This is a genomic window from Flavobacterium xizangense (assembly GCF_054075145.1).
On sequence record NZ_JBSIPG010000012.1, the window covers coordinates 62714 to 89286 of the forward strand.

Below are 26573 nucleotides of genomic sequence, written 5' to 3' on the forward strand. Positions count from 1 at the left end.
ACTTAATTTTTAATCTTAGTTATATATTAATTTTCAATTTCCTACTTACTTGAGCCAATGTCGGGATTTGAACCCGAGACCTCTTCCTTACCAAGGAAGCACTCTACCCCTGAGCTACACCGGCAGAGCCTTAATCTGAATTTAAGATTTGCCTTATTTCAAGCTTTATAACTTAAAAAAGCATTCCAAAATTCACTTTTATGTGGGGAGAGCAGGATTCGAACCTGCGAAGTTCACACAGCAGATTTACAGTCTGCCCTCGTTGGCCGCTTGAGTATCTCCCCTAATTTTTACAATTCAATAACGTAAAAGAACTAAATTTCAAATCGCATTTGAAATATTTTTGAGCCGATAGAGGGACTCGAACCCACGACCTGCTGATTACAAATCAGCTGCTCTAGCCAGCTGAGCTACATCGGCGAATGCATTAAAAAAGTCCGCTATTTCTAACGGACTGCAAATGTAACTATTTTATCTTTGAATCAAAACATTTTTTAAAAAAAAATTTCAATTATATATGCGCTCTTATTTTTTCTTTCCTTTTCACCAATAAACGTTCTAACGATTCTGCCGAAAGCTCAACTGCCTCTTCAAATGTCTTGCATTGTTTTTTTACCAAAAAATCATCTCCCGGAACATTAATCTTTATCTCTACTGCCTTGTTTTCCTTATCACTTGTTCTCTCCACTTTTAAAAAAACGTCTGACGACACTACTCGGTCGTAATATTTTTCTAACTTATCCATTCTTTCCTGAATAAAATCCACCAATTTTCGGTCAACAGTAAAGTTAACTGCATGAACATCTACCTTCATAATACTAATTTTAGGGTTAAACATTTCAGAAATCATTATTTATTTCGAGGATGCGCATCATTATATGTCTTTTTGAGTTCCGCCAAACTACTATGTGTATACACTTGCGTTGACGCCAAACTCGAATGCCCTAATAATTCCTTAACTGAATTCAAATCTGCTCCATTATTCAATAAGTGAGTTGCAAAAGTATGCCGTAGCACATGCGGACTTTTTTTCACCTTTTCAGAGACTCCACTAAAGTAAGAATTTATTAATCGATACACAAAAGATTCACTCAATTTTAATCCTTTTTTTGAAATAAAAAAATAATCCCCATCTTGAATATTCTCAACCAAAGAACGCTCACTTAAATACACCTTTAATTCATCAGCAACAATAGGCAAAACCGGAATAATTCGCTCTTTATTTCTTTTACCCAAAACCTTAATTACATTTGAAGACAAATCAACATTATACAACATCAAATGTATAAGCTCTGCTCTTCGCATTCCGGTTGTATAAAACAAATCGACAATCAACTTATCTCTTACCTCTTCAAAACCAACGGGAGCCTCTATACTCTGAATCAAATCTCCCAATTCTTTTTCAGAAAATGGTATCTGAACATTTTTCGGCGTTTTCAAAGCCTTGTGCTTTAACATTGGATTTACCTCTATTTGCTTCGATTTCAAAAGAAATTTATAAAACGACTTCAATGAAGCCATTTTTCTATTAACCGAAACATTTGCAACACCATCATCAACCAAAGAAACAATCCAACTCCTGATTTGACCGTAATTCGAATTTTCAATTCCATCTTGATCAAAATGAAGTTTGTTAAATTCCTCAAAAAGCGAAATATCATTCAGATAAGCATTTACAGTATGTAGAGAATATTTTTTCTCCAACTGAAGATAATCCCGAAAAGCATCTTTATTTGACTTCATTACAACCAATTTATTCATTCACACTTAAACTCAAAATTAAGCATAAAAAAACCGTCAGTGTCAAAATCTCGACAACTAACGGTAATTATTTTTAAAAAGCGTAATACTAACTCTCTAAGCTATCTTTCAAGCCTTGGATGTAAGCAGCTTTTTGAATTTGTGCTCTTTTGATAACAGAAGGCTTAATAAAAGCAGTACGTGCTCTTAATTGACGAACAGTTCCTGTTTTATCAAATTTTCTTTTATAGCGCTTTAATGCTCTATCGATATTTTCTCCGTCTTTAATTGGTATAATTAACATAATATAGACACCTCCTCTCGTTAAGGCTGCAAAGGTAAAAATTAATTATGAATTATCAATCATAAATTTTGAATTATTTTTTTCTTTATTCTTTAAGCAAATTTCTGGAGATTACTAATTTTTGAATTTCAGTAGTTCCTTCTCCTATTGTACATAATTTCGAATCTCTATAAAACTTCTCTACTGGAAAATCCTTAGTATATCCGTATCCGCCATGAATCTGAACTGCTTCATTCGCGATTTTCACACAAGCTTCAGAGGCGTACATTTTTGCCATCGCACCTAATGTCGTTACTGGCTTATGCTGTTCCTTTAAGTAAGCAGCCTTGTGAAGCAGCAATTCTGAAGCTTCAATTTCAGTTGCCATGTCTGCTAATTTAAATGATATTCCTTGAAAATTACTAATTGGCTGCCCAAATTGATGTCTCTCTTTCGAATATTTTAAAGCTGCATTGTATGCTCCTTTTGCAATACCGAGCGACAAAGCTCCTATAGAAATTCTGCCTCCGTCTAATATTTTCATTGCCTGAACAAATCCCTGCCCAACTTCTCCTAACCTGTTTGCATCAGGAACTCGACAATTATCAAAAACCAATTCTGCCGTTTCACTAGCACGCATTCCTAATTTATTCTCTTTTTTTCCTGATGAAAATCCTGCCATTCCTTTTTCAAAAACAAAAGCTGTCATTCCTTTCGAATCACCTTTTTCACCAGTTCTAACCACAACTACCGCAATATCTCCAGAAATAGCATGAGTTATAAAATTCTTAGCTCCGTTTACAATCCAGAAATCCCCATCCTTTACTGCGGTCGTATTCATACCGCCTGCATCAGAACCGGTATTATGTTCCGTTAATCCCCAAGCGCCTATATATTCTGCCGTAGCTAATTTAGGGAGCCATTTTTTCTTTTGCTCCTCATTTCCAAAAGTCAAAATATGATTTGTACATAATGAATTATGAGCCGCAAGAGACAATCCTATTGAAGGATCAACCTTTGAAATTTCTTCAATAATTGTAATATATTCATGATACCCTAATCCTGAACCTCCGTATTCTTCTGGCACTAAAACTCCCATAAAACCCATTTCTCCTAATTGTTTAAAGAGCGCTACAGGAAAAATTTGAGCTTCGTCCCACTCCATAATATTAGGTCTAATGTTTTTCTCTGCAAATTCTTTAATAGACTGAGCAATCATTGACTGCATTTCATTATAATCAAAATTCATTTGTTGGCTTTTTTTAGAACTCCAAATATAAACTAATTATTTTTGCTTTTTCAACAGGAAAACCTTTAATTTTTATCAAATCCTCAATATTATTGAAATTTCCATTCATACTTCGATAAGTTATAATCTGCTTTGCCAAAGCATATTTAAAATATGGAAACTGCAATAATTCTTTTAAGGATGCGTCATTAATAGCTATTTTCTTCAAATTGCCCGGAATTACAACTTTAAAATGAGAGCTCAGCTCATCAATTACTTCAGGCGATAATCCCCAGACATCATTCATTTGTTCCATCGAAACAAAACATCCTAAAATTTCTTTTTGCTTAAGAATCCTAGCCGATAAAGCTTCTCCAATACCATAAATTTTCATCAAATCTTCTTGAGATGCCTGATTTATATCCAAAACAATAATTTTTTCTTTTTTGAATTCTGTCTTTTGAGCATACTCTTTCTTTTCATTTTTAAAATTTGGTTTACTACGTGTCCAATCTGGAAACTTGAAAAAAGGAGAAATTACTCTTAGCAAAGAATCTGAAATTTTTGTTACGTTTTGAAATTCTTCGGCAGAGTTTACATATCTATTTTCTTTTCGAAATGCCAATAATCTATCAATTTCCGAAACTGACATTCCAAGTTTATAACCTTTATAATCTGAAATAAAATTTGGATTAAAAGAATACTGCATTGGCTTTTTCTCATTTTTAACCATCTTTAGAGAATCAATTTCAGATTGCAGTGACATCCATTGGTCTTTTTCAGGAAAAGATTTTTCGGTCATATTAAAATCTAAAGTAAAATATAAAACCTCTAATACAATTATAATAACAAAAAGTCCAACTATGCCTGTACGTTGCTGATTTGTAAATTTGAAATAGGATATAAACGGCTTATAATTTTTCATAATTCTAGTTGCTAATATTAAAAAGAATCCAAAAATATCAATTTATTAAGAATTTTACTAAATTTTTATTTCTACACTGAAATGTATTTTCTAAAATTTTAACCTAAAAAGATTGACAAATCCAAGGCTTTAAGCTTATTTTACATGACATTTATGAATATTTTAAACATTTTATAACTTAAAACTCTATAATTGTTTTTATTTTTTACAAAAAACAATACATTTGGCACTTAATAACAATAAACCAATATAATCATATGTCAATTTGGAGAGTTAAACCTATATCTGCTTTTGAAGCCGATATGAAAAAAAGTGATTTAAAAAGAGTTCTTACGAGATGGGGATTGACCTCATTGGGAATTGGGGCAATCATTGGTGGAGGAATTTTCACCTTAACGGGCATCGCTGCTCATGATTATGCTGGCCCAGCTTTGGCTCTATCGTTTGTTATTGCTGGTATAGGCTGTTTATTTGCTTCACTTTGTTATGCTGAATTTGCTTCGGTATTGCCTGTTGAAGGATCGGCATATGCATATGCATACGGAACGATAGGTGAAATTTTTGCGTGGTTCATCGGATGGAATTTAATTCTTGAATATATGATGGGAGCCACAACCGTTGCCGTCGCCTGGAGCGGTTATTTCGTAAAACTGATACATTTATTTGGAATAGAATTTCCTATTTGGCTCTGCAATGATCTTGCTACTGCAACAGAAAAAATCATCGAACATAATAAAGCCTTCCCTCAGGATTTAATTGATATACCTACGTTTGCATTTAATTTACCTGCGTTTGTAATTACATGGATCGTTACAGCTATTCTTATAAAAGGAATTAAAGAAGCTGCTAGCACAAACAACATCATTGTAATTGTTAAAATTGCAGTAGTGCTTTTTGTAATTATCTGTGGAGCTTTTTACATTAATGTAGAAAACTGGCATCCATTTATTCCTACAGAAGTTCCTGCTTTAGATTCTCTTGGAAATGCTACCGGAAAAATGAATTTCGGGTTTGGAGGTGTTTTAACTGCAGCAACAATTGTATTTTTTGCTTATATCGGTTTTGACGCGGTTTCAACTCAGGCTGGTGAAGCAATTAACCCTAAGAAAGATGTTCCTTTTGCTATTATTGCTTCATTAGTAATTTGCACAATTCTTTATATTCTTGTATCATTAGTATTAACTGGAATGGTACATTACGATCAATTAGATAAAGCTGCGCCTGTAGCTTCTGCGTTTAGCGAAAACGGATTAACATGGGCAGTATTTATTATCACAATTGCAGCAACTGCAGGTTTGACTTCTGTAATGCTCGTGATGATGTTAGGACAAACTCGTATCTTCTTAGGTATGTCTAAAGATGGTTTACTGCCTCCATTCTTCAGTAAACTACACACAACTTTCAAGACACCATACAAAAGTACTTTCTTAGTTGGAACAATTATTTCAATCGTTGCAGCACTTACACCAATTGAAAAAGTAAGTGAAATGTGTAGTATGGGAACATTATTGGCTTTCGGAATGGTTTGTGTGGCTGTAATGATCTTAAGATACAAAAAACCTGAATTAGAAAGACATTATAAAACTCCGGCTGTATATTTGGTAGGAACATTGGGAGTATCTTTTAACTTGTTTTTAATGACTCAAGTAAGACATGAGACATGGATTGCCTTTTTATGCTGGGGAACTCTAGGTATTATAGTTTACTTTGTTTACAGTAAAAAAAGAGCAAAACTTAATAATCTTGAAAGTGAAGTTGAAGAGATTTAATCTAAACTTTTGAAAAAATAAAAAACCTGTTCAATTATGAACAGGTTTTTTTATGTTGAAAATTGTATAGTAAACTTTATAAATCAAATACCGATGTTCGTTTTGAGCGAATTAAATCTTTCAGTCTGATCCAAAAAGCAAGAGTCAAATAAACACCAAATCCTAAACCGGCAGTAACAAAAGAAATATAGATAAAGAACAATCTAACATTGGTTACTCGCATTCCAAGTTTATCTGCCAATCTTGACGAGACATGAAAACCGTACTTTTCAAAAAAGAATTTAAGTCTTAAAATTGCGGACATCTTTTAGTTTTAGATTTTAATTTTCACAAAAGTACAAATTATCTAATCATTTTTAAGCAATTCTAATCCTATCGCACATTTTAAGCAAGCCTTATGATTGCAATATTCATTTTTAAGTTCCAATAAAGTCTGGCTTTCAAATGCATTTTTTGATTTCACACCAAAAGATGCAAACTTTTCTATAATTGCATTTTTTTCAGACGAAACGTCATTCATAAAATCTATTAAATTCTCGACAATTGTTAATCCCATTATATTTGAATAGGTAAATTGGATTGGGATTATTGTATTGATAATTAATAAATCTAAAAATGACTTTGACAATGCTTTGGATTTCTTTGGACTTTCTTTATCAAACTGGTAATGATTCTGCCAATATGGGCTTGCAGAAATACTAAACAGTTTATAGACATCTTTTACCGACTTTAAATCAATTACTTTTGAAAATAAGTTTTGATAATTATGATAAAGACTTGCCAACTGAGAAAGTCTGATTGTAGGAAAATTATCTGGTCGATGCTTAAAAAACTGAACAGGATCTACATAAGCTCTATCTAAATTGTATTTATGAAGCAGAAAAAAATATCGGAACTTTAAATCTTTAAAATAAACATCTTCTTTTTCAGTATCTAACAAACCACAAAATCCGAAAAGCAAGGCTTCAATATTTTCTATCTCAAAACTTTCTTTTCTAAAAATAGAAAAAGGAATTGACTGTGACATTTGAAAAAAAGAATTACCATTTGTGTTTAATCCAAAATTTCGGGCCAACATGCAAAACAAAACAGCTTCCCAATCTTGATTTGTCTCTTCTAATAATTGAAAAATAAACTCCGATTTACGCTCTAATCTTTCAAAAAAAAGTCTTTCCTGCCAATTTTTAAAAACGAAATTGTCTATTTCAGCTAATTGTCTTTCACAAAAGATCCAACTTTTCTCAGAAACAAGGGCATTATAATTTTCGATTATTTCTTTCGAAACATAATCTTTTAGAATCAAAACAGGAATTTCGGCATTATTTTCTCTGAAAATTTCAGTGTCATGTTCCCAGACAACATGCAGAATTACATTCTCATAAGCAGTGTCTTTTTCATGATGATGCAAATACCAATCTGATGATTTTAGATGGATTTCGACATTTCCAGCCCATTTTTGTTGATCAATTTTAATTTGAGCATTAAAAAAATCCGGACCAGAAAGTCCTAAATAATCCCCTGTTCTAAAAATGACAAGTTGTTCGTTTTGGGCAGTTTTTAAATTCAGGGTACTGAACTTCTTGAATTTCCAGAGATAATGAAGAAAATCTTCTTTCATTTTTAGATACTATAATAAATTTACAAAATCTAAAAATAAAAAATAAATTAATATTATTCCTACAAAATTATAGTTTTAACGTAACATATATAGTTTTGCGCATGCTCTAGCATCTGACAATGCTTCGTGATGATTTAATTTAATATTCATTTCACGACAACAATCACTAAGCTTTGTAGGTTTTATACCTTTCGCTTTGTAAATTTTTACTGTGCACTCCCATTTTGATGCAATATTCAAATCCTCGTAGTTTAAGCCATTTACCAACATAGACTTAATTAATACATTTCGATCAAAACTTTCATTGTGAGCTACCACCACTCTATTCTTTAATCTTTTTTCAATTTCCGGATAAACCTGAACAAATGATTTTGCATTAGCGGTGTCGCGAGGATAAATTCCATGAACCTGAATTGTAAATGGATTATATATATTGTTTGGCGGTTTTATTAAAGTAACAAACTCGTCGACTATTACACCATTTTGCACTGTCACGATTCCGACTGAGCAGGGATGAAAACTTGTCGCAGTTTCAAAATCAATTGCAGTAAAATTCATTTTCTAATAATTTTAAAAGGAAAATCCATAAATCCGATCGTTTCATATCAATCAGATTTATGGATAAATTCTATTTTATGCGTTCTATTTTATTGAACCAATAATATCATATTTAGTAATAATATGATGTGCACCGTTTCCTAAATCAACTAAAACTGCATCATTTTCTTTTGTAAAAAGTTTAGATACTTCTTCAATAGGAGTACCTAATTTCACAATCGGAAAAGGTTTTCCCATTACTTCTTTAATTGGTTTTTCAGCTACATTTTTATCAGCTACATAACTTCTAAATAGGTCAGTTTCGTCAACAGATCCAACAAAACCGTTAATATCTACAACTGGAATTTGAGAGATTTTATACTTTCGCATACGGTCAATCGCATGCGAAACTAGTTCCTCAGTTCTAACCACAATTAATTCTTTATCAATATGATCTTTGATAACATCTTCAGCCTTAGTAATGTTTTCCTCTAAAAAGCCACGCTCGCGCATCCAGTCGTCGTTGAACATTTTACCTACATAACGGCTTCCTGAATCATGAAATAAAACCACTACAACATCATCCGGTTTAAAATGTTCTTTTAACTGAAGTAAGCCTTTTATACATGCTCCAGCTGAGTTTCCAACAAAAATCCCTTCTTCCAAAGCAATTTTTCTCGTATAAACTGCTGCATCTTTATCGGTAACTTTTGTAAAACCATCAATCAAAGAGAAATCAACATTTTTTGGTAAAATATCCTCTCCAATTCCTTCAGTGATATAAGAATATATTTCATTTTCATCAAAAATACCCGTTTCATGATATTTCTTAAAAACAGAACCATAAGTATCTATTCCCCAAATTTTAATGTTCGGGTTTTTCTCTTTTAAGTATTTCCCAACTCCAGAAATTGTTCCTCCTGTTCCAACTCCTACAACGAAATGAGTAATTTTTCCATCAGTTTGTTTCCAGATTTCTGGTCCAGTTTGTTCGTAATGAGCTAATGAATTAGACATATTATCATACTGATTCACATACCAGGAATTTGGAGTTTCCTCAGCTAAACGCTTTGAAACCGAGTAATAAGAACGTGGATCCGTTGGTTCGACATCAGTCGGACAAACCACAACTTTTGCACCAACGGCACGTAATATATCCATTTTTTCTTTAGACTGTTTGTCTGAGATTACACAGATTAATTTATAACCTTTTACAATAGCAACAAGTGCCAATCCCATTCCAGTATTTCCTGAAGTTCCTTCAATAATTGTCCCTCCAGGTTTCAATCTGCCGTCTGCTTCAGCGTCTTCAATCATTTTAACGGCCATTCTATCTTTTACAGAATTTCCTGGATTAAAAGTTTCGACTTTTGCCAACACTAATGCATCAATTTCAGCAACAATTTTGTTGAGCTTTACAAGCGGCGTATTGCCTATTGTTTCTAAAATATTATTTGAAAAGTCCATTTTATTATAATTTAATATTTGGTTTAAAAAAATAAGGCATAATTTTATTCGAACCAGTTCCAGACCAAACCAAAACGGATTACAAAATCGCGATATGGATTATTAGGCGCCGAATAGTAATCGTTATTAGAAAAAGAAGAATTAAAGTGTTCTGCTTTTAAGTAAAAACGAGTTTGACGAATTCTTGCATTCACAAAAAAGTCGAAAGTAGCATAATTACCGATCTCCTTTGTATTTTGAACAAAAAATTCGCCAACAACCGGATTATAATCATTTCCGTAGTATTTCGTAAAATAATTAAATACAATTCCTGTTTGCATAAATAATGCCTTCTTGAAAAAATAACTAGAATAATACAGTGTATTTCTGGTTACAAAATCGGGCACATTTACAATTAACTCAGACTGATCTACTTTTTGATACAAAAGTGTATTATCAAAACCAAATCGTCCAAATTTAAATTCTTTATTAGCCTTGATAGAAAAATAATTAATTACATTTCCGTATTGTGCTGGATTTATAATTTGTGTATGAGCCAAAACTTGAGCAGGTGTAGAAACATCAGCAAAATATAAATGGTCTTTTAATACTGAATATTGAACTTCTGCGTTCAACCAAGGCGTGAAAACATTTGCTCCCAGCTGATTGATTTTTTCGTTTTTAAAATTATTAGACCAATTATATTGTATATAACTGCTTTGATATAAATTATAATTATTATTTGGCAGCTTATTTATGTTGCGATATCTAAAATCAAATTGAAAATCTTTGTTTAAATTGTATCTCAATTTTGCATCTAAGTCCGAAAGCGATTGATTTGTAATTGATCGTGTATACAAGAAACGTCCGTTCCATTTATTTTTTTGATACTCATACTGCCCCCCCACATTATTAATCTGTAAAAATAAATTATCAGGAATAATATGTCCGTTCTCTTTTACTATAATCCTGTTATATTCATAATTAGATCTATAGTCATCAATGAAGAAATAGAATTTTCCTAAAAGCGAATTTTCATAGGCAAGCCCAGCTTTATTATACAGTTTTTCAAAACGAGTACGATCATTAATATTACTTGTCACATACGATTCACCAAAACGTTGAACTGGAGTAGTACCCACTGAAGAAAGAACAGTTGGCTGTTTATATTCAAAGAACTTATATTCATAATTGAATTGATGAGTAACAAATAAATTATTATCGCCACCTTTAGAATTAATTCTGAATGCATGATCGAAAAAGAAACGATGCCCTTTTAGTAAAGATTCCGCATCTGTTAAATATACCTGTAAACGTTGACGGTTTTTAAAATCAGGATCATTACTTTCGAAATCCTCCGGTGTTGTAATTCCTCCATTTTCTTCATTTGTGACATCCTGGTATGTTACATGAGCGTTCAAAATATATCGCTTATCCGTGGTGGCATAACTAGTTGTAAATCTAAAATTACCAACACTTACTAATTGGTTAATATAATTCCCTTCAGAACGAAGTCCTCTGTACGCAATTGAAAAATTCAGATTTTTAGAAGTGTTTAATGTAATAAATGAGTCAACATTTTGACCTTTATTAATAGTCGTGTTAAAAAACAGCTCTGTAAAAGGCGTTGCGGCAGAATAATATTTAATATCCGAAACCTGCATATAATCAAAATGTTTTCCTGAAAAACCAACTTCAGGATATGGAGAAAAACTAGTTAAACCATAGTTTAATGTATTATAAGTTTGTCCAATATTCGAAAATTCTAAAAGACCAAAATTATCCTTGCGGAGATAATTTTGTCTATACGCACTTTTCAATGTTAAAGATGTATCAGCATAAGTAGTATCATGCTCTAAAGTGATAATCTGGTATTGCTCAATTTTAGCTATTAAAGATTTTTTCTTTTTTAAGGTATCTGTAATACTTGAATATTTCGTGTTCATATCCAAATTATTTTTAGAAGTGTTTTTTTCTTGAGAAAACAATAAGGCTGGCATTATTATTAGATATAGAAAAAAGAGTATTCTCATTTGATAGCTTTATATTGAAATTATATTCGACGAAATTAGTCAAGCAAAGGTAAAAGATAAAAACGTATAAAAAAACAAATCAGTATGATTGAGAAGTTTTTATCACAATATATTCAAAATAGAAAAACCCTCAATCAAAAAATGATTGAGGGTTTTAAAAAAATCAAAATATTTATTTTCTTACCATCCTGGGTTTTGTCCTAAACCTGGGTTAGTATTGATTTCTGTTTGTGGTAATGGCCATAAGAATTTATAGTCAGTACCAGGAATTGCAGCAATAGGAGTAGTGATAACATAACTGTTTCCTAATACAAACGCAGCAGCAGTTGGAGCACCATTAGCCATTTTTGCAGGAATTCCATTAGTTGCAACAGCAGCAATTGGATCTCCTTGCAATCTATGGATATCAGACCATCTACGTCCTTCTTGTAAGAACTCAATTCTTCTTTCTTTAAGAATAGCTGCAACCATTGTAGCATCTGTAGTAAAAGAAGCAGCAGTATAAGCCTGAGTTGCAGGATTTGCCAATGATCTGTTTCTTACTGAGTTTAACAAAGTTAAAGCAGCTGGTAAGTTTGACAAACGAGCTTGAGCCTCAGCCATGTTTAATACTACCTCAGCATATCTGATAACTGGAGCACCATCTGTTTGGTTAGTAATATCAGTATATTTGTTAGTATATTTAATACCTGTTGTTGGTGCAGTATAGATAAATTTACCATCTTCTCTACGTTTGTCATCTGCTAACCACTGAGAATCTCTCCAAATAATTGGACTAATACAAACTAAAGCTCTGTTTCTTAAAATACTAGGCAATGATGCATTTACTCCAGGGTTAGAAGTAGCTGAATGCTGAATTGTAAAAATAGATTCAGTATTAGCAGGTGCAACAGAAGTACTGTTAGTGAAAGGAGCGTAAGGATCTGTAGTAAGTGCAAAGGCGCCATTTAACTTAATACCTTCAGCAATAACATTTGCCCAGTCTCTTTTTTGTAAATAAACTCTAGTCTTAAAAGCAATTGCAGCCCATTTAGAAGCTTTTCCAAGAACTCTTCCAGAAACTGAAGTGCCATTACCCGTAGTAATTAAAGCTTCAGCATCATTTAAATCAGCCAAAACTTTAGCATAACATTCAGCAACAGTATTTCTAGGTTTTGCAACTTCAGAAGCAACTTCTGCTGCTGTATTCACACCAACTTCTCTGTAAGGTACACCTGGATGTGTAGCTCCAGAAGTAAAGAAGTATGGTCTAGCAAAATAGTTTAATAACTCAAAATGAGTAATTGCTCTTAAAAACTTAGCTTGTCCAATATAATCATCACCAACAGCTTTTGTAATAATCCCTTTAGCAACTGCATCAGTTGTTCCTTCGATCATAAGATTACATCTGTTGATCAATCTATATCCATCAACCCAGTAGTAAACGTTATTTGCTGTTGTTGCATCATAAGTAGCTCTATACGTGAACTCATAGAAAGTAGCCATGTTAATAACATCTTCACCTCTAGCTTCACCTTGCTCAACGTATGCAGCTCCCCAAACATAACCTCTACCTCCGTTTGGGCTAGTTGGTACAGCATTATATTGTCCAATTGCAGCAGCATTATAAACACCATTCATATATGCTTTTATATAGTCAGGTGTTGAAAAAGCATCGGCATCCAAAATATTGTTTACTGGTTTTAAATCCAATATTTTTTCCTCTGTACATGAGCTCATCCCGAGTACAGCTACAGAAAGTATAATTGTTTTAATTAAATTTTTCATATGTTTTTATTATAAACTTACATTTATTCCCATTGAGATCACTTTAGAACGTGGAGTACCATTAATGTCTACTCCAGATGTTTCCATTTCAGGATTGATACCTTTATAGTCAGAAATCAACCAGATATTTTGTCCTTGAACAAAAAGTCTGAAATTATCAACTCCGATTTTATCCATAACCGATTTTGGCAATGTATAACCCAAACTGATGTTATCAAGTGAAATAAAATCACCTTTTTCAACGAAACGAGAAGTTGCAGAACCTGTTAAGTTAGTAGAAGAGTTTGTACCAGCATATAATTTTGGTGTCCATCCGTCTCCAGGATTGTCAATACTTTGCCATCTTCCTAAAATTTCTGTACCATTGTTATTAAAGTTAGTATTCATTAACTCTCTTCTTGTAGAGTTGAAAATTTTATTACCACCACTGAATCTGAACATAAATCCGAAATCAAGATTTTTGTATTTCATATTAGATGAAACCGATCCGTAATATGTTGGTAATGTATTTCCTAAAACTACTTTATCAGCATTACTTAATTGTGCAGCAGCGCCAATTACAGTAGGGTTGTTAGGATCAAAAACTGCTAAACCAGTTCCTGGCAATACACTTTGAACTAAACTTCCGTCAGCTTTGTAATATACTGGGTTACCATTTGCTTTGTTAACACCCCAGTATCTGTATCCATATAAAGAGTTGATTGACTCACCTTCTCTAATGATAATGTTTGGAGCAATATTTGTATCTGTAGATGAACCACCAATGATATCTTGTCCAGCAACAATACCAGTTACTACGTTTTTAGTTAAAGTGAAGTTTGACGCAAGATCCCATGAAAAGTTAGCATTATTGATTGCTTTAAAAGTTAGAGCAAACTCATAACCTTCATTGTACATTTTACCAATATTTGAGTTGATAAAGTTATTAGGAACACCTAAAGATGGTGCAACTGGTGCTTGTAAAACTAACCCATCGATATTATTTTTATAGTAATCAAATGCTAAAGTTACACGGTTATCTAAGAATCCTAAATCAACACCAAAGTCAACTTTATCACTTGTTTCCCATTGTAAAGTCTCATTACCGAATTGGTAGTAACCAATACCATTGTTAACGTTATATGGAGAACCAATCATAAGTCCTTGTGAAGGATAAGAAGTTCCATTCAAAATTTCAACATTACCAACCTCAGAGTAAGAACCTCTCAATTTGAAATCAGAAACTACTTTACTAATTCCTTCCATGAAGTTTTCTTTAGAAACTGTCCAACCAGCAGAAACTCCTGGGAAGTTGTGGAATCTTACATCTTTTTGGAACTGTGAAATTCCGTCACGTCTAAGAGATGCTTGTACGTAGTATTTCTCTTTGTAGTTATATGTAAAACGACCTAAGTAAGAAATAATTCCTTTTTCTGTAACACCTCCACCAGAATCTTTAGTAGTGTACGTTCCAGTTACTAAGTTTTCATCATAGAAATCACTTAAAATATCACTTCCTGAACCCCAGAAAACTTTAGATCTAGATTTTTGATATTCAGCAACACCTGTAAGACCAATATTATGATCTTCAGCAAAAGTATGCTTATAGTTCAAAATATTTTGCCAGTTCCATCTTAAAAGATTTGTATTATCTTGATATAGGTATCCTTTTGATCCACGACCATCACCGTGAATTGGATTCCAATATTGGAAACCATCTGTGATAGCATTATCACCACTTACTTGTAATTTAAAACTTAAGTCAGAAGTAATTTTTGCATTTGCGAAAGCACTTGCAATAATTCTCGTTGTTGTTGATTTATATTTATTATGATCAAGAACATAAATAATATTCGTAATGTTATCACCTGCAACAGCAGTGTTATCCCATTGTCCAACAGTTGAATTATCGGCTGAAAGGTTATAACCTGTTGGGTCAAGAGCATCATAAATTGGTGTATTTGGCAATTGTCTGATTGTATTGAAAATATTTCCAGAAAGACTGCTTGCGGCACTATTCAAACCATTAACCTCAGTTCTATTCAAGTTAACATTTGTACCAAAGCTAAACCATTTGTTCACTTCTTGGTCAATGTTAGCTCTGATAGAGTATTTATGCATATCATTAGCTAAGTTGATACCATCTAAATCAGAATATCCAAGAGATAAATAGTATTTAGTTTTATCAGAACCTCCACTAAAGTTAAGATTATGCGTCATTTGCGGAGCATTTCTTAAAACTGCAGATTGCCAGTCAGTATTGTATGTATTTCCTACAGCCCATGGACCTGCACCCATATTTGCTCTTTTCTCATTAGAAATCGTGATGAAATCTGGAGTTTGTAACAAATTATACTTTTTAGCAGCGCTAGCAACACCTAAAACACTTGAATAGTTTACTTTTAAAGTACCTTTTTTACCACTTTTAGTAGTAATCAAAATTACACCATTTGCAGCTCTAGAACCATAAATAGCCGTTGCAGCACCATCTTTTAATACATCAAAAGATTCGATATCTTCTGGATTAATATCTGCCAAACCGTTTGTTGGGGTAACACCTCCAATATCACCAGAGTAAATTGGAATACCGTCAACTACGATTAATGGTTCAGTAACACCTGAAATAGATGAAATACCTCTAATTCTAATTTTTGGAGCAGCTCCAATAAGTCCAGTGTTTGTTAAAACTTGAACTCCAGTTGCTCTACCAGCTAAAACGCCTTCGAAAGATGGAGTTACTAAGTTAGCAATGTCTTTTCCAGCAATTTTAGAAATAGACCCTGTAACTTCTTTTCTTTTCTGAACACCGTAACCTACTACCACAACCTCATTCATTAATTGTGCTTCAGATTCTAGCTCAACATTTACTGTATTTGAAGTTCCTACAGTAACTTGTTTGTTGTTCATACCAACATATGAAAAAACTAAAACATCACCAGTCTTTGCTTTGATAGAATAACTTCCATCAAAATCAGTCTGAGTATTTGCTTTAGATCCTTTCACAAGAACATTTACTCCTGGAATAACACCTGTTTTATCAGATACCTTTCCAGTAACAGTTCTCTCCTGAGCAAAAGAAAACTGCATAGATAACGCTACAAGGAGCGTAAAAATCCATTTAAATTTTAATTTCATTTTAATTTATTTTGAATTAGTATGCGACAAACATCTTAATTATTTCTTAAAATAACAAACTATTTGTACTTAAATTTCCTTAAGATTATTAACAAAAGCGTAATCCAATCCCAGAAAATATAACTATTCCAAACTTTAAATACTATTTTTCCTTCAAAAATATCGAAAAACATAATTATTTTGAGTTAAAAATATTAACAGATTTTAACATTTAAGAAAATCAAATAGTTAAACTCATAAAAAACAGCAATATCTTTTATTAAGTTCTCTAAATCCATAGTTTTTTTTAAACTTTTGACAAAAACAAGAGCAAAACATGGCAAAACATCCATTTTTTATAAGTTTTTTTAATAGTTGCCCTAAAAAAATTCAAAAAAAAAGTGCTTCTGAACAAAATTATTAAGAGAAAGTGTAAAAAAAATCAAATATTATCTCTAAAAATAACTCAAAAAATAACATTCTTTATTTGCATTCTCACATGTTTTCCTCGATTTCTAATCGTGGCTTAACCTTTTTATTTAAATTTTTATAATCTTTGCCAACCAAAAAGTTTAAAAATGCTCGAAAAGAATTTCTCAGGATTTATTTTAGAAACAGGAACCGATGAAGCCGGACGAGGATGTCTAGCTGGCCCCGTCACTGCAGCTGCTATAATTCTGCCTGAAACTTTTGAAAATCAAATTTTAAATGACAGTAAGCAATTGTCTGAAAAAACAAGAGCTCTCTTAAAACCAATTATTGAACAGCAAGCGCTCTGTTTTTCGGTTACACATTTATTTCCGGAAGAAATTGATGAAATAAATATCTTGAATGCCTCTATGAAAGGAATGCAGGAATGTATTTTAAAATTAAAACATGTTCCCGAATATATTATTGTTGATGGAAACCGAGCATTAAATGCAAAACTTGGACTTAAAAACACTTTCGGGAAGCAATTTTCTACAGCTGAAATTGAATTATTAAAATCAATCCCAAGCAAAAGCATCATAAAAGGTGATGCAAAATATTTAAGTATTGCAGCAGCGTCCGTTTTAGCAAAAACGTATCGTGATGAATATATGGATCAGATTCACGAAGAATTCCCGATGTACAATTGGAAACAAAATAAAGGCTACCCAACCAAAGAACATAGAGAAGCTATTAAAAAATATGGCCCTACAAAATATCATCGAATGAGTTTCAGACTTATACCTGACCAACTAACTCTAGATTTTTTTGAATAAAAAAAGCGACCTAAATATTAAGGTCGCTTTTTTTTTATTTTTTGCTTTTCAGGAATTCTGCAAATTGTTTGGTATCATAATAAAAAGGTCTGATCGCTGTAATTTTTCCGTTTTTCAAATCAAAATGTTCTGATATCGGCATTGGCATTGTTTTACCTGATTTTTTAGATTTACAATTAATTGTAAAATAAATAATTACTTCATTTTTAGAAGCATCACTAAAATATGTTGGTTCTTTCTCTATTTGTAAATCAAAAAATTCAGCTGATTTAGTAAACATTTTAGTCCACTCGCTAAAACCAACAAAAGTTCCACCATAAGGCAAACCTACAGCCTGATTATAAACCGCTCCATCCTCAATTAAAGTTGCCATGGTATCAAAATCTCTTGTTTTAAAAAGACATTCATAATATTTTGCAACAACTTTAAGATTATCTGCTTCAAGATTTTTTAAAATATCCGTTTCAGATAAAGTTGCCGAATTGTCCCAAAATCCAATTATTTTGCTTACCTGCCCTTTTCCATTCAAGCGGGCGAAATCTCGGCCTGCCATTATTAGATTATTCTTAGGATCCAGAATTTTCCATTCCCAGGTTACATAATTATCTTTCACTATTTTTGTTCCGGATGTCAATACAGCATCTGGAAATTTTTTATAAAATTCATTAATGACATTATTAAACGCCGTAGTTCCTTTTATTGAAGCGGAAGGATCTTCAAAAGTACTATCTTCTAGCCAAATCGATTTAATCATTTTTAATCTGATGTCGCTATTTTTTTCTTGCCATAACTTTTCATAAACTGCAATTGGATATAATTTATCTTTCTTTTGAGCAAAAAGACCATTAAGCATAAATAGGAAGCATACAAAGTAGATTTTTCTCATAAGTTGTTTAGATTAGATTTTGTTAATAGCCTGTGTGTAAAGTATAAAACCAAATTTACCATAAAAACATGAGAAATCCACGATATTGCTCCAATTTACCATCAATTCAAAATCCAGACTCTAAGCTGACAATTTTTAGTTTTTTTTCAATTATTCTTTTGAAAAATAAATTTCTATTGAAAAACAGAAACTTCATTAATCATTTTAAAAGTATTTTTAAGTTCCTTTTCCCATTCTAATATGCTTTCTTTCGAAGCTCTATCAGCCTTGTCAAAATAAAAGTGTTGTTTGATTTCTAATCCACAATATTTAAAAATTCCGGTATCCGAAGTTAATTCCAAAGCTTTGTCCATTCCTATTGCTTGATATTCAGCATTTGATTTTCCATGAGAATTTACAATAACGGCTTTTTTTCCTGTCAGTAAACCTTTTTGAACGCCTTGATCGTATCGATATGCAAATCCGTAACTAAAAACACGGTCAATATAACCTTTCATAATAGCTGGCATTCCTGTCCACCAAATTGGGTAAATAAAAATAATTTGATCTGCCCACAAAATAAAATCTTGTTCGATCTTGATATCTTCTGCAACTTGTCCCATTCTTTGCCCCTTCATGTCATGCAAAGAAAGAACCGGATTAAAATTGATTTCATTTAAATCACGAACAACAATTTCCTGTCCAGATTTTTCCAAAGATTCCACAATTGTGTTTTTAAAGAAATGATTTAAACTTGCTTCGTTTGGATGTGCGTAAATAATTAAATTTTTCATGTTTTCTAGTTTTTAAGATTGAACATGACAAATGTATAACGCAGGTTTTAGCAGTAATTGTAAGAAAACGAAATCAGTCTTATTGCCGTTTTGAACTGCAGATATCGCTTTGAAATTTAAGGAACTTTGTTGGCGAAATATTCATATAATATTTAAAGTCGTGAATAAGCTGGCTTTGATCGTAATATCCGCATTCATTAACAATTGTCAACCAATCTATTTTTAACTCGTTTAGAATATTTTTCTGAATTTGATCAATGGCCTTTAAAAACCTTTCATAACGATTGGCTTCTTTAACAGAATAACCAAAAAGCTTTTTTTGATTCAACTGAATGTTTCTTTCGGTTTGATTGATCTGTGAAGCGATCGCTTTTATTGGATTTAAATTCTGATCATGAAAATCGCTTAAAAGAGTCGTAATTGCCGTTTGTTCCCGCAAATAGGGTTTGCAGAAATCTAAAATATAAGCGACACGTTCTTTTGGATCAGTAATATTTTGAAGTTCTTCCCATAAAACAGTAAAACAGTTTTCATTAATTAAATCATCCGGATGAATGGGCATAGAATCAAAAAGCGCATTACCAAAAAATCTGTAAAAAGCATCATCTTTAAAATTGGCCACTAAAATCTCCGAACCTGGTTCTAAAGTATAATCAAAAGCCTGCTTTATTGGCCCCAAAACAATGCATTTTTCAATTTCCAAAAAAGTATTCTGCTGCGATTTTAAAGATGATTTTGTTCCGAAGTTAAAAACCAGTATACTTTGAAAACTTGGCAATAAGGTTTTGGTTATGGGAAATTCCGTTTTGTTTTCGGCAAAGTAGAAATGCGAAAAAACAGTTTCAAATGCTGAAGGAACGGCAATTCTGTAATTGTTATTTTCTCCAGCATTTTTCATACTTTATATATTTTAGAAACTTATTTAATAAATTCAGCTTCAAACAAATTAGCTAAATGTTTTAGAATTTTGGCTTTTACTTCATCTTCATCGACTTTTTCAACACCAAGTTCTACATGTAAAGAAGTAACGCCTTTTCCGCGAATTCCACACGGAATAATATTATCAAAATACCCTAAATCAACATTTACATTTAAGGCAAATCCGTGCATGGTTACCCAGCGAGAGGCACGAACACCCATTGCACAAATTTTACGCGCAAATGGAGTTCCGACACCAAGCCAAACACCTGTTTCACCTTCGCTCCTACCTGATTCTAAACCGTACTCTGCCAAAGTAAGAATCATTGATTCTTCTAATAAACGTAGGTATTTATGAATATCTGTAAAGAAGTTTTCTAAATCCAAAATAGGATAACCTACTATTTGTCCCGGACCATGATACGTAATATCACCACCACGATTGATTTTATAAAAAGTCGCTCCTTTCGCTTCGAGCTGTTTTTCGTTTAATAATAGATTTTCCAAATCACCGCTTTTACCCAATGTATAAACATGCGGATGCTCAACAAATAACAAATAATTTGGCGTTGGCAAATCTAACTCTTCTCTTCTGTTTTTGATTTTTAAGTCTACAATGGCAGCAAAAAGCTCTTCCTGATATTCCCAAGTCGATTTATAGTCTCTGTTTCCCAGATCCTGAAGTTGAATATTTTTGTTCATTTTGATTATTTTTCAAACTCAACATCAAAGTTAAGTTTGTCCGGATTCTCCATATAATCCGTGAAAGAATATTGAATTGTAATTGATTTTCTATCCTCGCTGAGTAAAGCGCTCGGATTAGAAACTTTTTTGATTTTTTTCGGAAAGTGATATTTCACAATATAATTTGACGATGCAAAAATCATTTTAGACATAGCGGCGCTAGAATCATTAAGCTTTTCTGTCAATTTTTGCTGATCGACTGTCGCTTTTCTTGTAAATTTTTTTCCATCATAAGTATAGTTCAGCTTACTGCTGTTATCTCCGAAACTGCTTCCAAGAGGATTTACCGTTGCTCCTCCTTCTAATTTTTGCAATGTACTTGCTGTCTGTAAAATATCCTGAAGTTCATTTACACTCTTAAAATCAGTTGATAAAGTCATTAAAAACTGTTTTTTCTCAGCACTCATTTTTGTAGTAACTACGAAGTTTTCCAGCTTTTTAAGTTCTTTTTGCATTTCTGGAGATAATTTTGCGATGCTGTCTTTTTTCTCCGCAAGCAATTGCTTAAAAGTAAAAGTCGAATCAATGTCTTTTTTGGCATCAGTTCCTACTTGACTTCCAAGTTGATCGCCGGCCATTTGCATTAAAGAAGAACCGTCCATGTCTACAGAAAATTTACCAGTTCCGTTATCGTTGATATAAATATTTTCAGTGAAAGTGCAGCTTGTCAGGGTCGCTAATAAAAAAGAAAAAAACAGAAGTTTATATAATTTCATAATGGTTTTATTTTTATCAAAGATACGAAGTCTATTTTTATTTTTAAGACTCTAAGTAACTAAGCTTCTATGATGCTAGGTCTAGCTTATTGAAAGTCTTTTGGTTCTAAAACCACTTCTAAATCTGTAATTTCAGGATTTCGAAGACAATCTGAAAGCTTAAACTCTACAGTTAATGATTTTTTATCTGGGCTGAGAATCGCTTTTTCATTTGAAACCGATTTTATTTTTCTCGGAAAATGATAATTTAGAATATAGGACTCCACTAATTTATATTTCGAATATATTTTCTTTCTATCCTCCCATTCTTTTTTGTTTTTCTCAAAATTTTCGTGATCTATTATTTGTAAATTTCTTTTAAAGATAGCGCCATCAAAACTGTATTTTATTTTATAATTTTTTCTATGTATCGGATAATTTTCTTTTAATGAATTTGCTAATCCGAGGCTTTCGTAAACATATGGCACTTCATCTATTTTTTTGAAATCGACCCATACTCTAGTGAAGTTTTCCATTTGAATTGGATCTGCTTTGATATGCATTTTTACATTCGCATGTTCCGTAAACAAAGCTTGATCAGCCTTACTAAATCTCACAAAAGTTTCTTGATACTTTGTAATATAATCTTGAAAAGTAAAAATTGTATCTCTGAATTTTTCGTACCTAAGATCCTGTCTCCCTAATTGTTGAAAACTGTTCTCATCACGAAGATTATAATATTCAATATTTCCACTTCCGTCTGAATTGAGATTGATGGTTTCAGTAATTTGACAACTTGCAAAAGAAATTAAGATTAAAAAAACGGATATGTATTTCATTTTTTTTTTGAAAAGATTTTAAGATTCTGAGTGACTAAGATACTAAGTTTTCTTTTAGATTATTTCTTACAGATTTTTTGTTTGTAATTGCGTTAAGAATAAACATTCCAACTAAAACATCTTTTGAAAAAAAAAAAAATCTCATCTAGCCCCGATAGAAGCGGTATCCTTTTTCTTCCGCCGCGGCGGAAGGAAAAGATACAAGTGAATAGCGGGACAAGAGCCAATAAAAAACTGTTTTTTCTGCTTCAAATAAAAAACATTACTCTTTTCTAAAACTTTAGACTTTATGACTTTGCAACTTTGCGACTTAAAAACTATCTTTGCACACTTAAAAAACAGAGCACAAAATGGCATTATCAGAACAAGAAATCATTAGAAGAGAAAAACTTCAGAACTTACGCAACTTAGGAATCAATCCTTATCCGGCTAATCTTTTTCCTGTAAATCATACTTCGAAGCAGATAAAGGATACATTTGAGGAGGGTAAGAAGGTTATCGTTGCGGGACGTTTGATGAGTGTTCGTGATCAGGGTAAAGCTTGTTTTGCTGAATTACAAGACAGCGAAGGACGTATTCAATTGTACGTGAATCGTGATGTTTTATGTGAAGGTGATGATAAAACTTTATACAACCAGGTTTTCAAAAAATTAACAGATTTAGGTGATTTTATTGGTATTGAAGGTGAATTGTTTACAACGCAAGTTGGTGCAAAATGTATTCGCGTGAGCGGATTTACTTTCTTGAGTAAAACATTGCGTCCGTTACCATTGCCAAAAGTTGATGAAGAAGGAAACGTTCACGATGCTTTCAACGACGCTGAATTGCGTTACAGAATGCGTTATGTAGATTTAACTGTAAATCCTCAGGTTAAAGAAACTTTTATTAAACGTACTAAGTTATTTACTGCGATGCGTGGTTATTTTAACGACGCTGGATATCTTGAAGTTGACACTCCAGTTTTACAATCAATTCCTGGTGGTGCTTCGGCAAGACCATTTATTACGCATCATAATTCGCTTGATATTCCGCTTTACATGCGTATTGCGAATGAATTGTACTTAAAAAGATTAATTGTTGGTGGATTTGAAGGCGTTTATGAGTTCTCTAGAAACTTCCGTAACGAAGGAATGGACAGAACACATAACCCTGAATTTACTGCAATGGAAATATATGTAGCCTACAAAGACTACAACTGGATGATGGAATTCGCTGAAGGTTTATTAGAGCATTGCGCAATTGCTGTAAATGGTACAAGCGAAGTAACTTTTGGTGAGCACAAAATCAACTTTAAAGCACCTTATGCACGTGTTACAATGACAGATTCTATCAAACATTTTACTGGTTTTGACATTTCTGGAAAAACTGAACAGGAATTGTTTGAAGCGGCAAGAGGAATGGGAATTGAAGTTGACGAAACAATGGGTAAAGGAAAATTAATTGATGAGATTTTTGGAGCAAAATGCGAAGGAAATTATATTCAGCCAACTTTCATTACTGATTATCCAAAAGAAATGTCACCGCTTTGTAAAGAGCATCGCGATAATCCAGATTTGACTGAGCGTTTTGAATTAATGGTTTGCGGTAAAGAAATTGCAAATGCATATTCTGAATTAAATGATCCGATTGACCAAAGAGAGCGTTTTGAAGATCAAATGCGTTTGGCTGCAAAAGGTGATGATGAAGCAAACGGAATTATCGATGAGGATTTCTTAAGAGCACTTGAATACGGTATGCCTCCAACTTCTGGAATGGGAATTGGAATGGATCGTTTGATTATGTATTTGACAAACAATGCTTCTATTCAGGAAGTTTTATTGTTCCCTCAAATGCGTCCTGAGAAAAAATTAGCTCAGATTGAATTGTCTGACGAAGAAAAAATTATCATTACTTTATTGAAAGGAAACGAAAATAAAATGGATTTATCTCAGCTTAAAGTTACTGCTAACTTAAGCGGTAAAAAATGGGATGCATCTATGAAAAACTTATCAAAACACGGTTTGACTAAAGTTGTCGTTGACGGCGAGTTTAAGATTGTGGAATTGGTGGGGTAATTTTAGTATTATTTTATTACAAATACAACCCGATAGGTTTTAACTTATCGGGTTTTTTATTTAATTATGTAAAAAAGAATATAACTTATGAATAATTCTGAAATTTATCAATTAGATGAAGAAGAAATAGACATCATTAAAAAAAGTGAAGAAGACATAAAACATAGAAGAGTCATTTCTCAAGAAGATTTAGACAAAGAAGATCTTGAATGGCTATCCGAAATATGTTATTCAAACTCGACAGCTTTTAAAAACTTATCGAGTTTTGTATTTTAAAACGAATATTTCTCCATTTTTTTATCTGTAATATTCAAAACCTTAGTGCTTTCTTTTGGCGTTACACCTTTCCAAATTTCCTGAACTGATGGATTTGATGGGTATTTTCCGTCTTTCATTCTTACAATATGAAACTCACCGTTGCTTTCTATTATTAAATCAGAAAAATTTTCAGTGGATGTATTCGCTATAAGAATTGGATAATCGGTTACTGAAAAGCGATTTATTAGGCTTCCATCATTATTTAAAATATAACCAGAGCAGCCGCCGCTTCCGCAGAAATATGAGTTTGAAAAGCCAACAAAATATTCGTTTTTATCATCATTGTTTAAATCAAAAGCTTGATAATAAAAAAATCGGTCTGCTTTTGTCATGGCAGGCAAATCTTTCTCCAGCAAAATATTCAACTGCTTTCTGATCAATTCAACTGCTTTATCATCTCTTGACGGCGCATCGCTTAAGTTAGCTGTTCCGCCAACAGTTTTTGACAAAGTATCCTGAACAATAGTTTTAATTATATTTTTTGATTCATTTTTATTTTGGCAGGAATAGAATGCCAGAATTCCGATTAAAATTAGAATTTTACTTTTCATAATCTGAAATTTTTAAAATCTACATTTTCCTTATCAGCTAATTAAATTACGAAAAATATTTGACAATTTAAACCAACAGTGCTGCTTTGTTCTCAATGTCATTTTTCTCCAATAGCGATTTTATATTGTTAAAAGTCACTAATGCAATTTGTGTCAAAGCCTCATTGGTAAAAAATGCCTGATGCGCTGTAACCAAAACATTCGGGAAGCTCATTAATCGCTGAATGGCATCATCCTGTATAATATCGGCTGATAAATCTCTAAAAAACAGTTTTTCTTCCTGTTCGTAAACATCAATTCCTAAATAACCAATCTTTCCTTCTTTTAAACCTTCAATAACAGATGACGTTTCAATTAATCCGCCGCGGCTTGTATTAATTATCATAACGCTTTCTTTCATAAAAGAAATCGACGTATTATTAATGACATGCTTCGTCTGATCGTTTAACGGACAATGCAGCGATATAATGTCACTTGATTTAAAAATCTCTTCTAAACTAACAAACGAAACTCCATCTTTAATCATTTCATCATTTTCGACAATATCATATGCCAAAACTTTACAGCCAAAACCTAACACAATTTTAGCGAATGCTTTACCGATATTTCCCGTTCCAATAATTCCTATTGTTTTTCCGAACAAATCAAAACCTAACAAGCCGTTTAGGGAAAAGTTTTGTTCACGAACTCGGTTATAAGCTTTATGTGTTTTCCTGTTTAGGGTCAAAATCATGGCCATTGCGTGTTCGGCTACAGCCTGAGGGGAATAAGCAGGAACACGACAGACTTTTATATTGTATTTTTTAGCTGCTTCTAAATCTACATTGTTAAATCCGGCGCAACGCAAGGCAATTATTTTTACGTTTTTCTCGGCAAGTTGTTTAATTACCGCTTCGTTTACAATATCATTTACAAAAACGCATACAATGCTAGCATTTTCAATTAAAACAGCAGTTTGAAGATTTAGTTGTGTTTCAAAATAATCCAATTCAAAACCAAAATCGCTGTTGTATTTATTGAAAAAAACTTTATCATAAGGCTGGGTTGAGAAAAAAGCTATTTTATTATTTGATACAGAATTTGAGCTCATAAGATTTTTTCTAGGTTCTTAA

Annotated in this window: 24 protein-coding genes and 3 tRNA genes; 4 read left to right on the plus strand and 23 right to left on the minus strand. The window is 32.4% G+C overall.

Translation table 11 applies throughout. The features are described from left to right. Nucleotides 1-52: 52 nt before the first annotated feature. From ACWA1B_RS19530 to ACWA1B_RS19565, 8 genes are all read right to left on the minus strand, one after another. Nucleotides 53-124: transfer RNA gene (locus ACWA1B_RS19530), tRNA-Thr, on the minus strand. A 79-nt stretch (nt 125-203) separates the two neighbouring features. Continuing rightward, nucleotides 204-284 (minus strand) — tRNA-Tyr (locus tag ACWA1B_RS19535). 62 nt (nt 285-346) lie between these two features. Next, nucleotides 347-420: transfer RNA gene (locus tag ACWA1B_RS19540), tRNA-Thr, on the minus strand. Between the two features lie 91 nt (nt 421-511). Next, complete coding sequence (gene hpf / locus ACWA1B_RS19545) at nt 512-814, minus strand: ribosome hibernation-promoting factor, HPF/YfiA family (protein ID WP_035652108.1); 303 nt, start codon at nt 812-814, stop codon at nt 512-514. A 35-nt stretch (nt 815-849) separates the two neighbouring features. Beyond that, nucleotides 850-1743 (minus strand): tyrosine-type recombinase/integrase, encoded by an 894-nt coding sequence (locus ACWA1B_RS19550; protein WP_456909839.1) that lies wholly within the window; start codon nt 1741-1743, stop codon nt 850-852. A 106-nt stretch (nt 1744-1849) separates the two neighbouring features. Then, nucleotides 1850-2044 carry a 30S ribosomal protein S21 gene (gene rpsU / locus ACWA1B_RS19555; RefSeq protein ID WP_026730435.1) on the minus strand — a complete coding sequence of 65 codons (195 nt, stop codon included), beginning with the start codon at nt 2042-2044 and terminating at the stop codon, nt 1850-1852. Nucleotides 2045-2129: 85 nt separating this feature from the next. Then, a complete protein-coding gene (locus ACWA1B_RS19560; protein WP_456909841.1) occupies nt 2130-3272 on the minus strand; it encodes an acyl-CoA dehydrogenase family protein in 1143 nt (380 codons plus the stop codon). A gap of 13 nt (nt 3273-3285) precedes the next feature. Next, nucleotides 3286-4176, minus strand: coding sequence for a ComEA family DNA-binding protein (locus ACWA1B_RS19565; protein ID WP_456909843.1), 891 nt, complete (start codon nt 4174-4176; stop codon nt 3286-3288). Nucleotides 4177-4433: 257 nt separating this feature from the next. Between ACWA1B_RS19565 and ACWA1B_RS19570 the strand changes: the two genes are divergently transcribed. Continuing rightward, the gene (locus ACWA1B_RS19570; RefSeq protein ID WP_456909845.1) at nt 4434-5945 is read left to right on the plus strand and encodes an APC family permease; all 1512 of its coding nucleotides are present in this window, start codon (nt 4434-4436) and stop codon (nt 5943-5945) included. A gap of 76 nt (nt 5946-6021) precedes the next feature. Here ACWA1B_RS19570 and ACWA1B_RS19575 read toward each other — a convergent pair whose 3' ends face one another. The 7 genes from ACWA1B_RS19575 to ACWA1B_RS19605 all read right to left on the minus strand — a co-directional run bounded on the left by ACWA1B_RS19575 (nt 6022) and on the right by ACWA1B_RS19605 (nt 16460). After that, complete coding sequence (locus ACWA1B_RS19575) at nt 6022-6249, minus strand: PspC domain-containing protein (protein WP_142450666.1); 228 nt, start codon at nt 6247-6249, stop codon at nt 6022-6024. Between the two features lie 42 nt (nt 6250-6291). After that, nucleotides 6292-7563, minus strand: coding sequence for a DUF2851 family protein (locus tag ACWA1B_RS19580; RefSeq protein ID WP_456909847.1), 1272 nt, complete (start codon nt 7561-7563; stop codon nt 6292-6294). 75 nt (nt 7564-7638) lie between these two features. Next, nucleotides 7639-8121 carry a 3'-5' exonuclease gene (locus tag ACWA1B_RS19585; protein ID WP_456909849.1) on the minus strand — a complete coding sequence of 161 codons (483 nt, stop codon included), beginning with the start codon at nt 8119-8121 and terminating at the stop codon, nt 7639-7641. An 84-nt stretch (nt 8122-8205) separates the two neighbouring features. Continuing rightward, a complete protein-coding gene (locus ACWA1B_RS19590; protein WP_456909851.1) occupies nt 8206-9567 on the minus strand; it encodes a pyridoxal-phosphate dependent enzyme in 1362 nt (453 codons plus the stop codon). Between the two features lie 44 nt (nt 9568-9611). Continuing rightward, a complete protein-coding gene (locus tag ACWA1B_RS19595) occupies nt 9612-11579 on the minus strand; it encodes a putative porin (RefSeq protein ID WP_456909853.1) in 1968 nt (655 codons plus the stop codon). Nucleotides 11580-11759: 180 nt separating this feature from the next. After that, a complete protein-coding gene (locus ACWA1B_RS19600) occupies nt 11760-13346 on the minus strand; it encodes a RagB/SusD family nutrient uptake outer membrane protein (RefSeq protein ID WP_456909855.1) in 1587 nt (528 codons plus the stop codon). A gap of 9 nt (nt 13347-13355) precedes the next feature. Beyond that, the gene (locus ACWA1B_RS19605) at nt 13356-16460 is read right to left on the minus strand and encodes a SusC/RagA family TonB-linked outer membrane protein (protein ID WP_456909857.1); all 3105 of its coding nucleotides are present in this window, start codon (nt 16458-16460) and stop codon (nt 13356-13358) included. A 557-nt stretch (nt 16461-17017) separates the two neighbouring features. On the opposite strand from ACWA1B_RS19605, the gene ACWA1B_RS19610 reads away from it, so the two are divergent. Further along, entirely contained in the window at nt 17018-17683 is a 666-nt protein-coding gene (locus ACWA1B_RS19610; RefSeq protein ID WP_456909859.1) for a ribonuclease HII, read from the plus strand. A gap of 34 nt (nt 17684-17717) precedes the next feature. Here the strand turns inward: ACWA1B_RS19610 and ACWA1B_RS19615 are convergent, their stop codons facing one another. The 6 genes from ACWA1B_RS19615 to ACWA1B_RS19640 all read right to left on the minus strand — a co-directional run bounded on the left by ACWA1B_RS19615 (nt 17718) and on the right by ACWA1B_RS19640 (nt 22538). Next, a complete protein-coding gene (locus tag ACWA1B_RS19615; protein WP_456909861.1) occupies nt 17718-18569 on the minus strand; it encodes a nuclear transport factor 2 family protein in 852 nt (283 codons plus the stop codon). Between the two features lie 173 nt (nt 18570-18742). Continuing rightward, a complete protein-coding gene (locus ACWA1B_RS19620; protein WP_456909863.1) occupies nt 18743-19342 on the minus strand; it encodes an NAD(P)H-dependent oxidoreductase in 600 nt (199 codons plus the stop codon). A gap of 79 nt (nt 19343-19421) precedes the next feature. Further along, entirely contained in the window at nt 19422-20240 is an 819-nt protein-coding gene (locus ACWA1B_RS19625; RefSeq protein WP_456909865.1) for an AraC family transcriptional regulator, read from the minus strand. Nucleotides 20241-20260: 20 nt separating this feature from the next. Beyond that, on the minus strand, nt 20261-20962 hold the full coding sequence (lipB, locus tag ACWA1B_RS19630) for a lipoyl(octanoyl) transferase LipB (RefSeq protein WP_456909867.1): 702 nt from the start codon (nt 20960-20962) through the stop codon (nt 20261-20263). Between the two features lie 5 nt (nt 20963-20967). Next, nucleotides 20968-21720, minus strand: coding sequence for a hypothetical protein (locus ACWA1B_RS19635; RefSeq protein WP_456909869.1), 753 nt, complete (start codon nt 21718-21720; stop codon nt 20968-20970). A gap of 86 nt (nt 21721-21806) precedes the next feature. Continuing rightward, nucleotides 21807-22538 carry a hypothetical protein gene (locus ACWA1B_RS19640; RefSeq protein WP_456909871.1) on the minus strand — a complete coding sequence of 244 codons (732 nt, stop codon included), beginning with the start codon at nt 22536-22538 and terminating at the stop codon, nt 21807-21809. A 350-nt stretch (nt 22539-22888) separates the two neighbouring features. On the opposite strand from ACWA1B_RS19640, the gene lysS reads away from it, so the two are divergent. Both lysS and ACWA1B_RS19650 read left to right on the plus strand, forming a co-directional pair. Next, the gene (gene lysS / locus ACWA1B_RS19645) at nt 22889-24592 is read left to right on the plus strand and encodes a lysine--tRNA ligase (protein ID WP_456909873.1); all 1704 of its coding nucleotides are present in this window, start codon (nt 22889-22891) and stop codon (nt 24590-24592) included. Between the two features lie 87 nt (nt 24593-24679). Beyond that, the gene (locus tag ACWA1B_RS19650; RefSeq protein ID WP_456909875.1) at nt 24680-24868 is read left to right on the plus strand and encodes a hypothetical protein; all 189 of its coding nucleotides are present in this window, start codon (nt 24680-24682) and stop codon (nt 24866-24868) included. Here the strand turns inward: ACWA1B_RS19650 and ACWA1B_RS19655 are convergent. Then, nucleotides 24865-25461 (minus strand): hypothetical protein, encoded by a 597-nt coding sequence (locus ACWA1B_RS19655; RefSeq protein ID WP_456909877.1) that lies wholly within the window; start codon nt 25459-25461, stop codon nt 24865-24867. The two genes, ACWA1B_RS19650 and ACWA1B_RS19655, sit on opposite strands and share 4 nt — an antisense overlap. A gap of 67 nt (nt 25462-25528) precedes the next feature. Then, on the minus strand, nt 25529-26551 hold the full coding sequence (locus ACWA1B_RS19660) for a 2-hydroxyacid dehydrogenase (RefSeq protein WP_456909879.1): 1023 nt from the start codon (nt 26549-26551) through the stop codon (nt 25529-25531). Between the last annotated feature and the right edge of the window lie 22 nt (nt 26552-26573).

What these genes read in the sequence shown, in the direction of transcription:
- hpf (WP_035652108.1), bottom strand. Translation starts at nt 814, where the DNA reads ATGAAGGTAGATGTTCATGCAGTTAACTTTACTGTTGACCGAAAATTG.
- ACWA1B_RS19550 (WP_456909839.1), bottom strand. Translation starts at nt 1,743, where the DNA reads ATGAAGTCAAATAAAGATGCTTTTCGGGATTATCTTCAGTTGGAGAAA.
- rpsU (WP_026730435.1), bottom strand. Translation starts at nt 2,044, where the DNA reads ATGTTAATTATACCAATTAAAGACGGAGAAAATATCGATAGAGCATTA.
- ACWA1B_RS19560 (WP_456909841.1), bottom strand. Translation starts at nt 3,272, where the DNA reads ATGAATTTTGATTATAATGAAATGCAGTCAATGATTGCTCAGTCTATT.
- ACWA1B_RS19565 (WP_456909843.1), bottom strand. Translation starts at nt 4,176, where the DNA reads ATGAAAAATTATAAGCCGTTTATATCCTATTTCAAATTTACAAATCAG.
- ACWA1B_RS19570 (WP_456909845.1), top strand. Translation starts at nt 4,434, where the DNA reads ATGTCAATTTGGAGAGTTAAACCTATATCTGCTTTTGAAGCCGATATG.
- ACWA1B_RS19575 (WP_142450666.1), bottom strand. Translation starts at nt 6,249, where the DNA reads ATGTCCGCAATTTTAAGACTTAAATTCTTTTTTGAAAAGTACGGTTTT.
- ACWA1B_RS19580 (WP_456909847.1), bottom strand. Translation starts at nt 7,563, where the DNA reads ATGAAAGAAGATTTTCTTCATTATCTCTGGAAATTCAAGAAGTTCAGT.
- ACWA1B_RS19585 (WP_456909849.1), bottom strand. Translation starts at nt 8,121, where the DNA reads ATGAATTTTACTGCAATTGATTTTGAAACTGCGACAAGTTTTCATCCC.
- ACWA1B_RS19590 (WP_456909851.1), bottom strand. Translation starts at nt 9,567, where the DNA reads ATGGACTTTTCAAATAATATTTTAGAAACAATAGGCAATACGCCGCTT.
- ACWA1B_RS19595 (WP_456909853.1), bottom strand. Translation starts at nt 11,579, where the DNA reads ATGAGAATACTCTTTTTTCTATATCTAATAATAATGCCAGCCTTATTG.
- ACWA1B_RS19600 (WP_456909855.1), bottom strand. Translation starts at nt 13,346, where the DNA reads ATGAAAAATTTAATTAAAACAATTATACTTTCTGTAGCTGTACTCGGG.
- ACWA1B_RS19605 (WP_456909857.1), bottom strand. Translation starts at nt 16,460, where the DNA reads ATGAAATTAAAATTTAAATGGATTTTTACGCTCCTTGTAGCGTTATCT.
- ACWA1B_RS19610 (WP_456909859.1), top strand. Translation starts at nt 17,018, where the DNA reads ATGCTCGAAAAGAATTTCTCAGGATTTATTTTAGAAACAGGAACCGAT.
- ACWA1B_RS19615 (WP_456909861.1), bottom strand. Translation starts at nt 18,569, where the DNA reads ATGAGAAAAATCTACTTTGTATGCTTCCTATTTATGCTTAATGGTCTT.
- ACWA1B_RS19620 (WP_456909863.1), bottom strand. Translation starts at nt 19,342, where the DNA reads ATGAAAAATTTAATTATTTACGCACATCCAAACGAAGCAAGTTTAAAT.
- ACWA1B_RS19625 (WP_456909865.1), bottom strand. Translation starts at nt 20,240, where the DNA reads ATGAAAAATGCTGGAGAAAATAACAATTACAGAATTGCCGTTCCTTCA.
- lipB (WP_456909867.1), bottom strand. Translation starts at nt 20,962, where the DNA reads ATGAACAAAAATATTCAACTTCAGGATCTGGGAAACAGAGACTATAAA.
- ACWA1B_RS19635 (WP_456909869.1), bottom strand. Translation starts at nt 21,720, where the DNA reads ATGAAATTATATAAACTTCTGTTTTTTTCTTTTTTATTAGCGACCCTG.
- ACWA1B_RS19640 (WP_456909871.1), bottom strand. Translation starts at nt 22,538, where the DNA reads ATGAAATACATATCCGTTTTTTTAATCTTAATTTCTTTTGCAAGTTGT.
- lysS (WP_456909873.1), top strand. Translation starts at nt 22,889, where the DNA reads ATGGCATTATCAGAACAAGAAATCATTAGAAGAGAAAAACTTCAGAAC.
- ACWA1B_RS19650 (WP_456909875.1), top strand. Translation starts at nt 24,680, where the DNA reads ATGAATAATTCTGAAATTTATCAATTAGATGAAGAAGAAATAGACATC.
- ACWA1B_RS19655 (WP_456909877.1), bottom strand. Translation starts at nt 25,461, where the DNA reads ATGAAAAGTAAAATTCTAATTTTAATCGGAATTCTGGCATTCTATTCC.
- ACWA1B_RS19660 (WP_456909879.1), bottom strand. Translation starts at nt 26,551, where the DNA reads ATGAGCTCAAATTCTGTATCAAATAATAAAATAGCTTTTTTCTCAACC.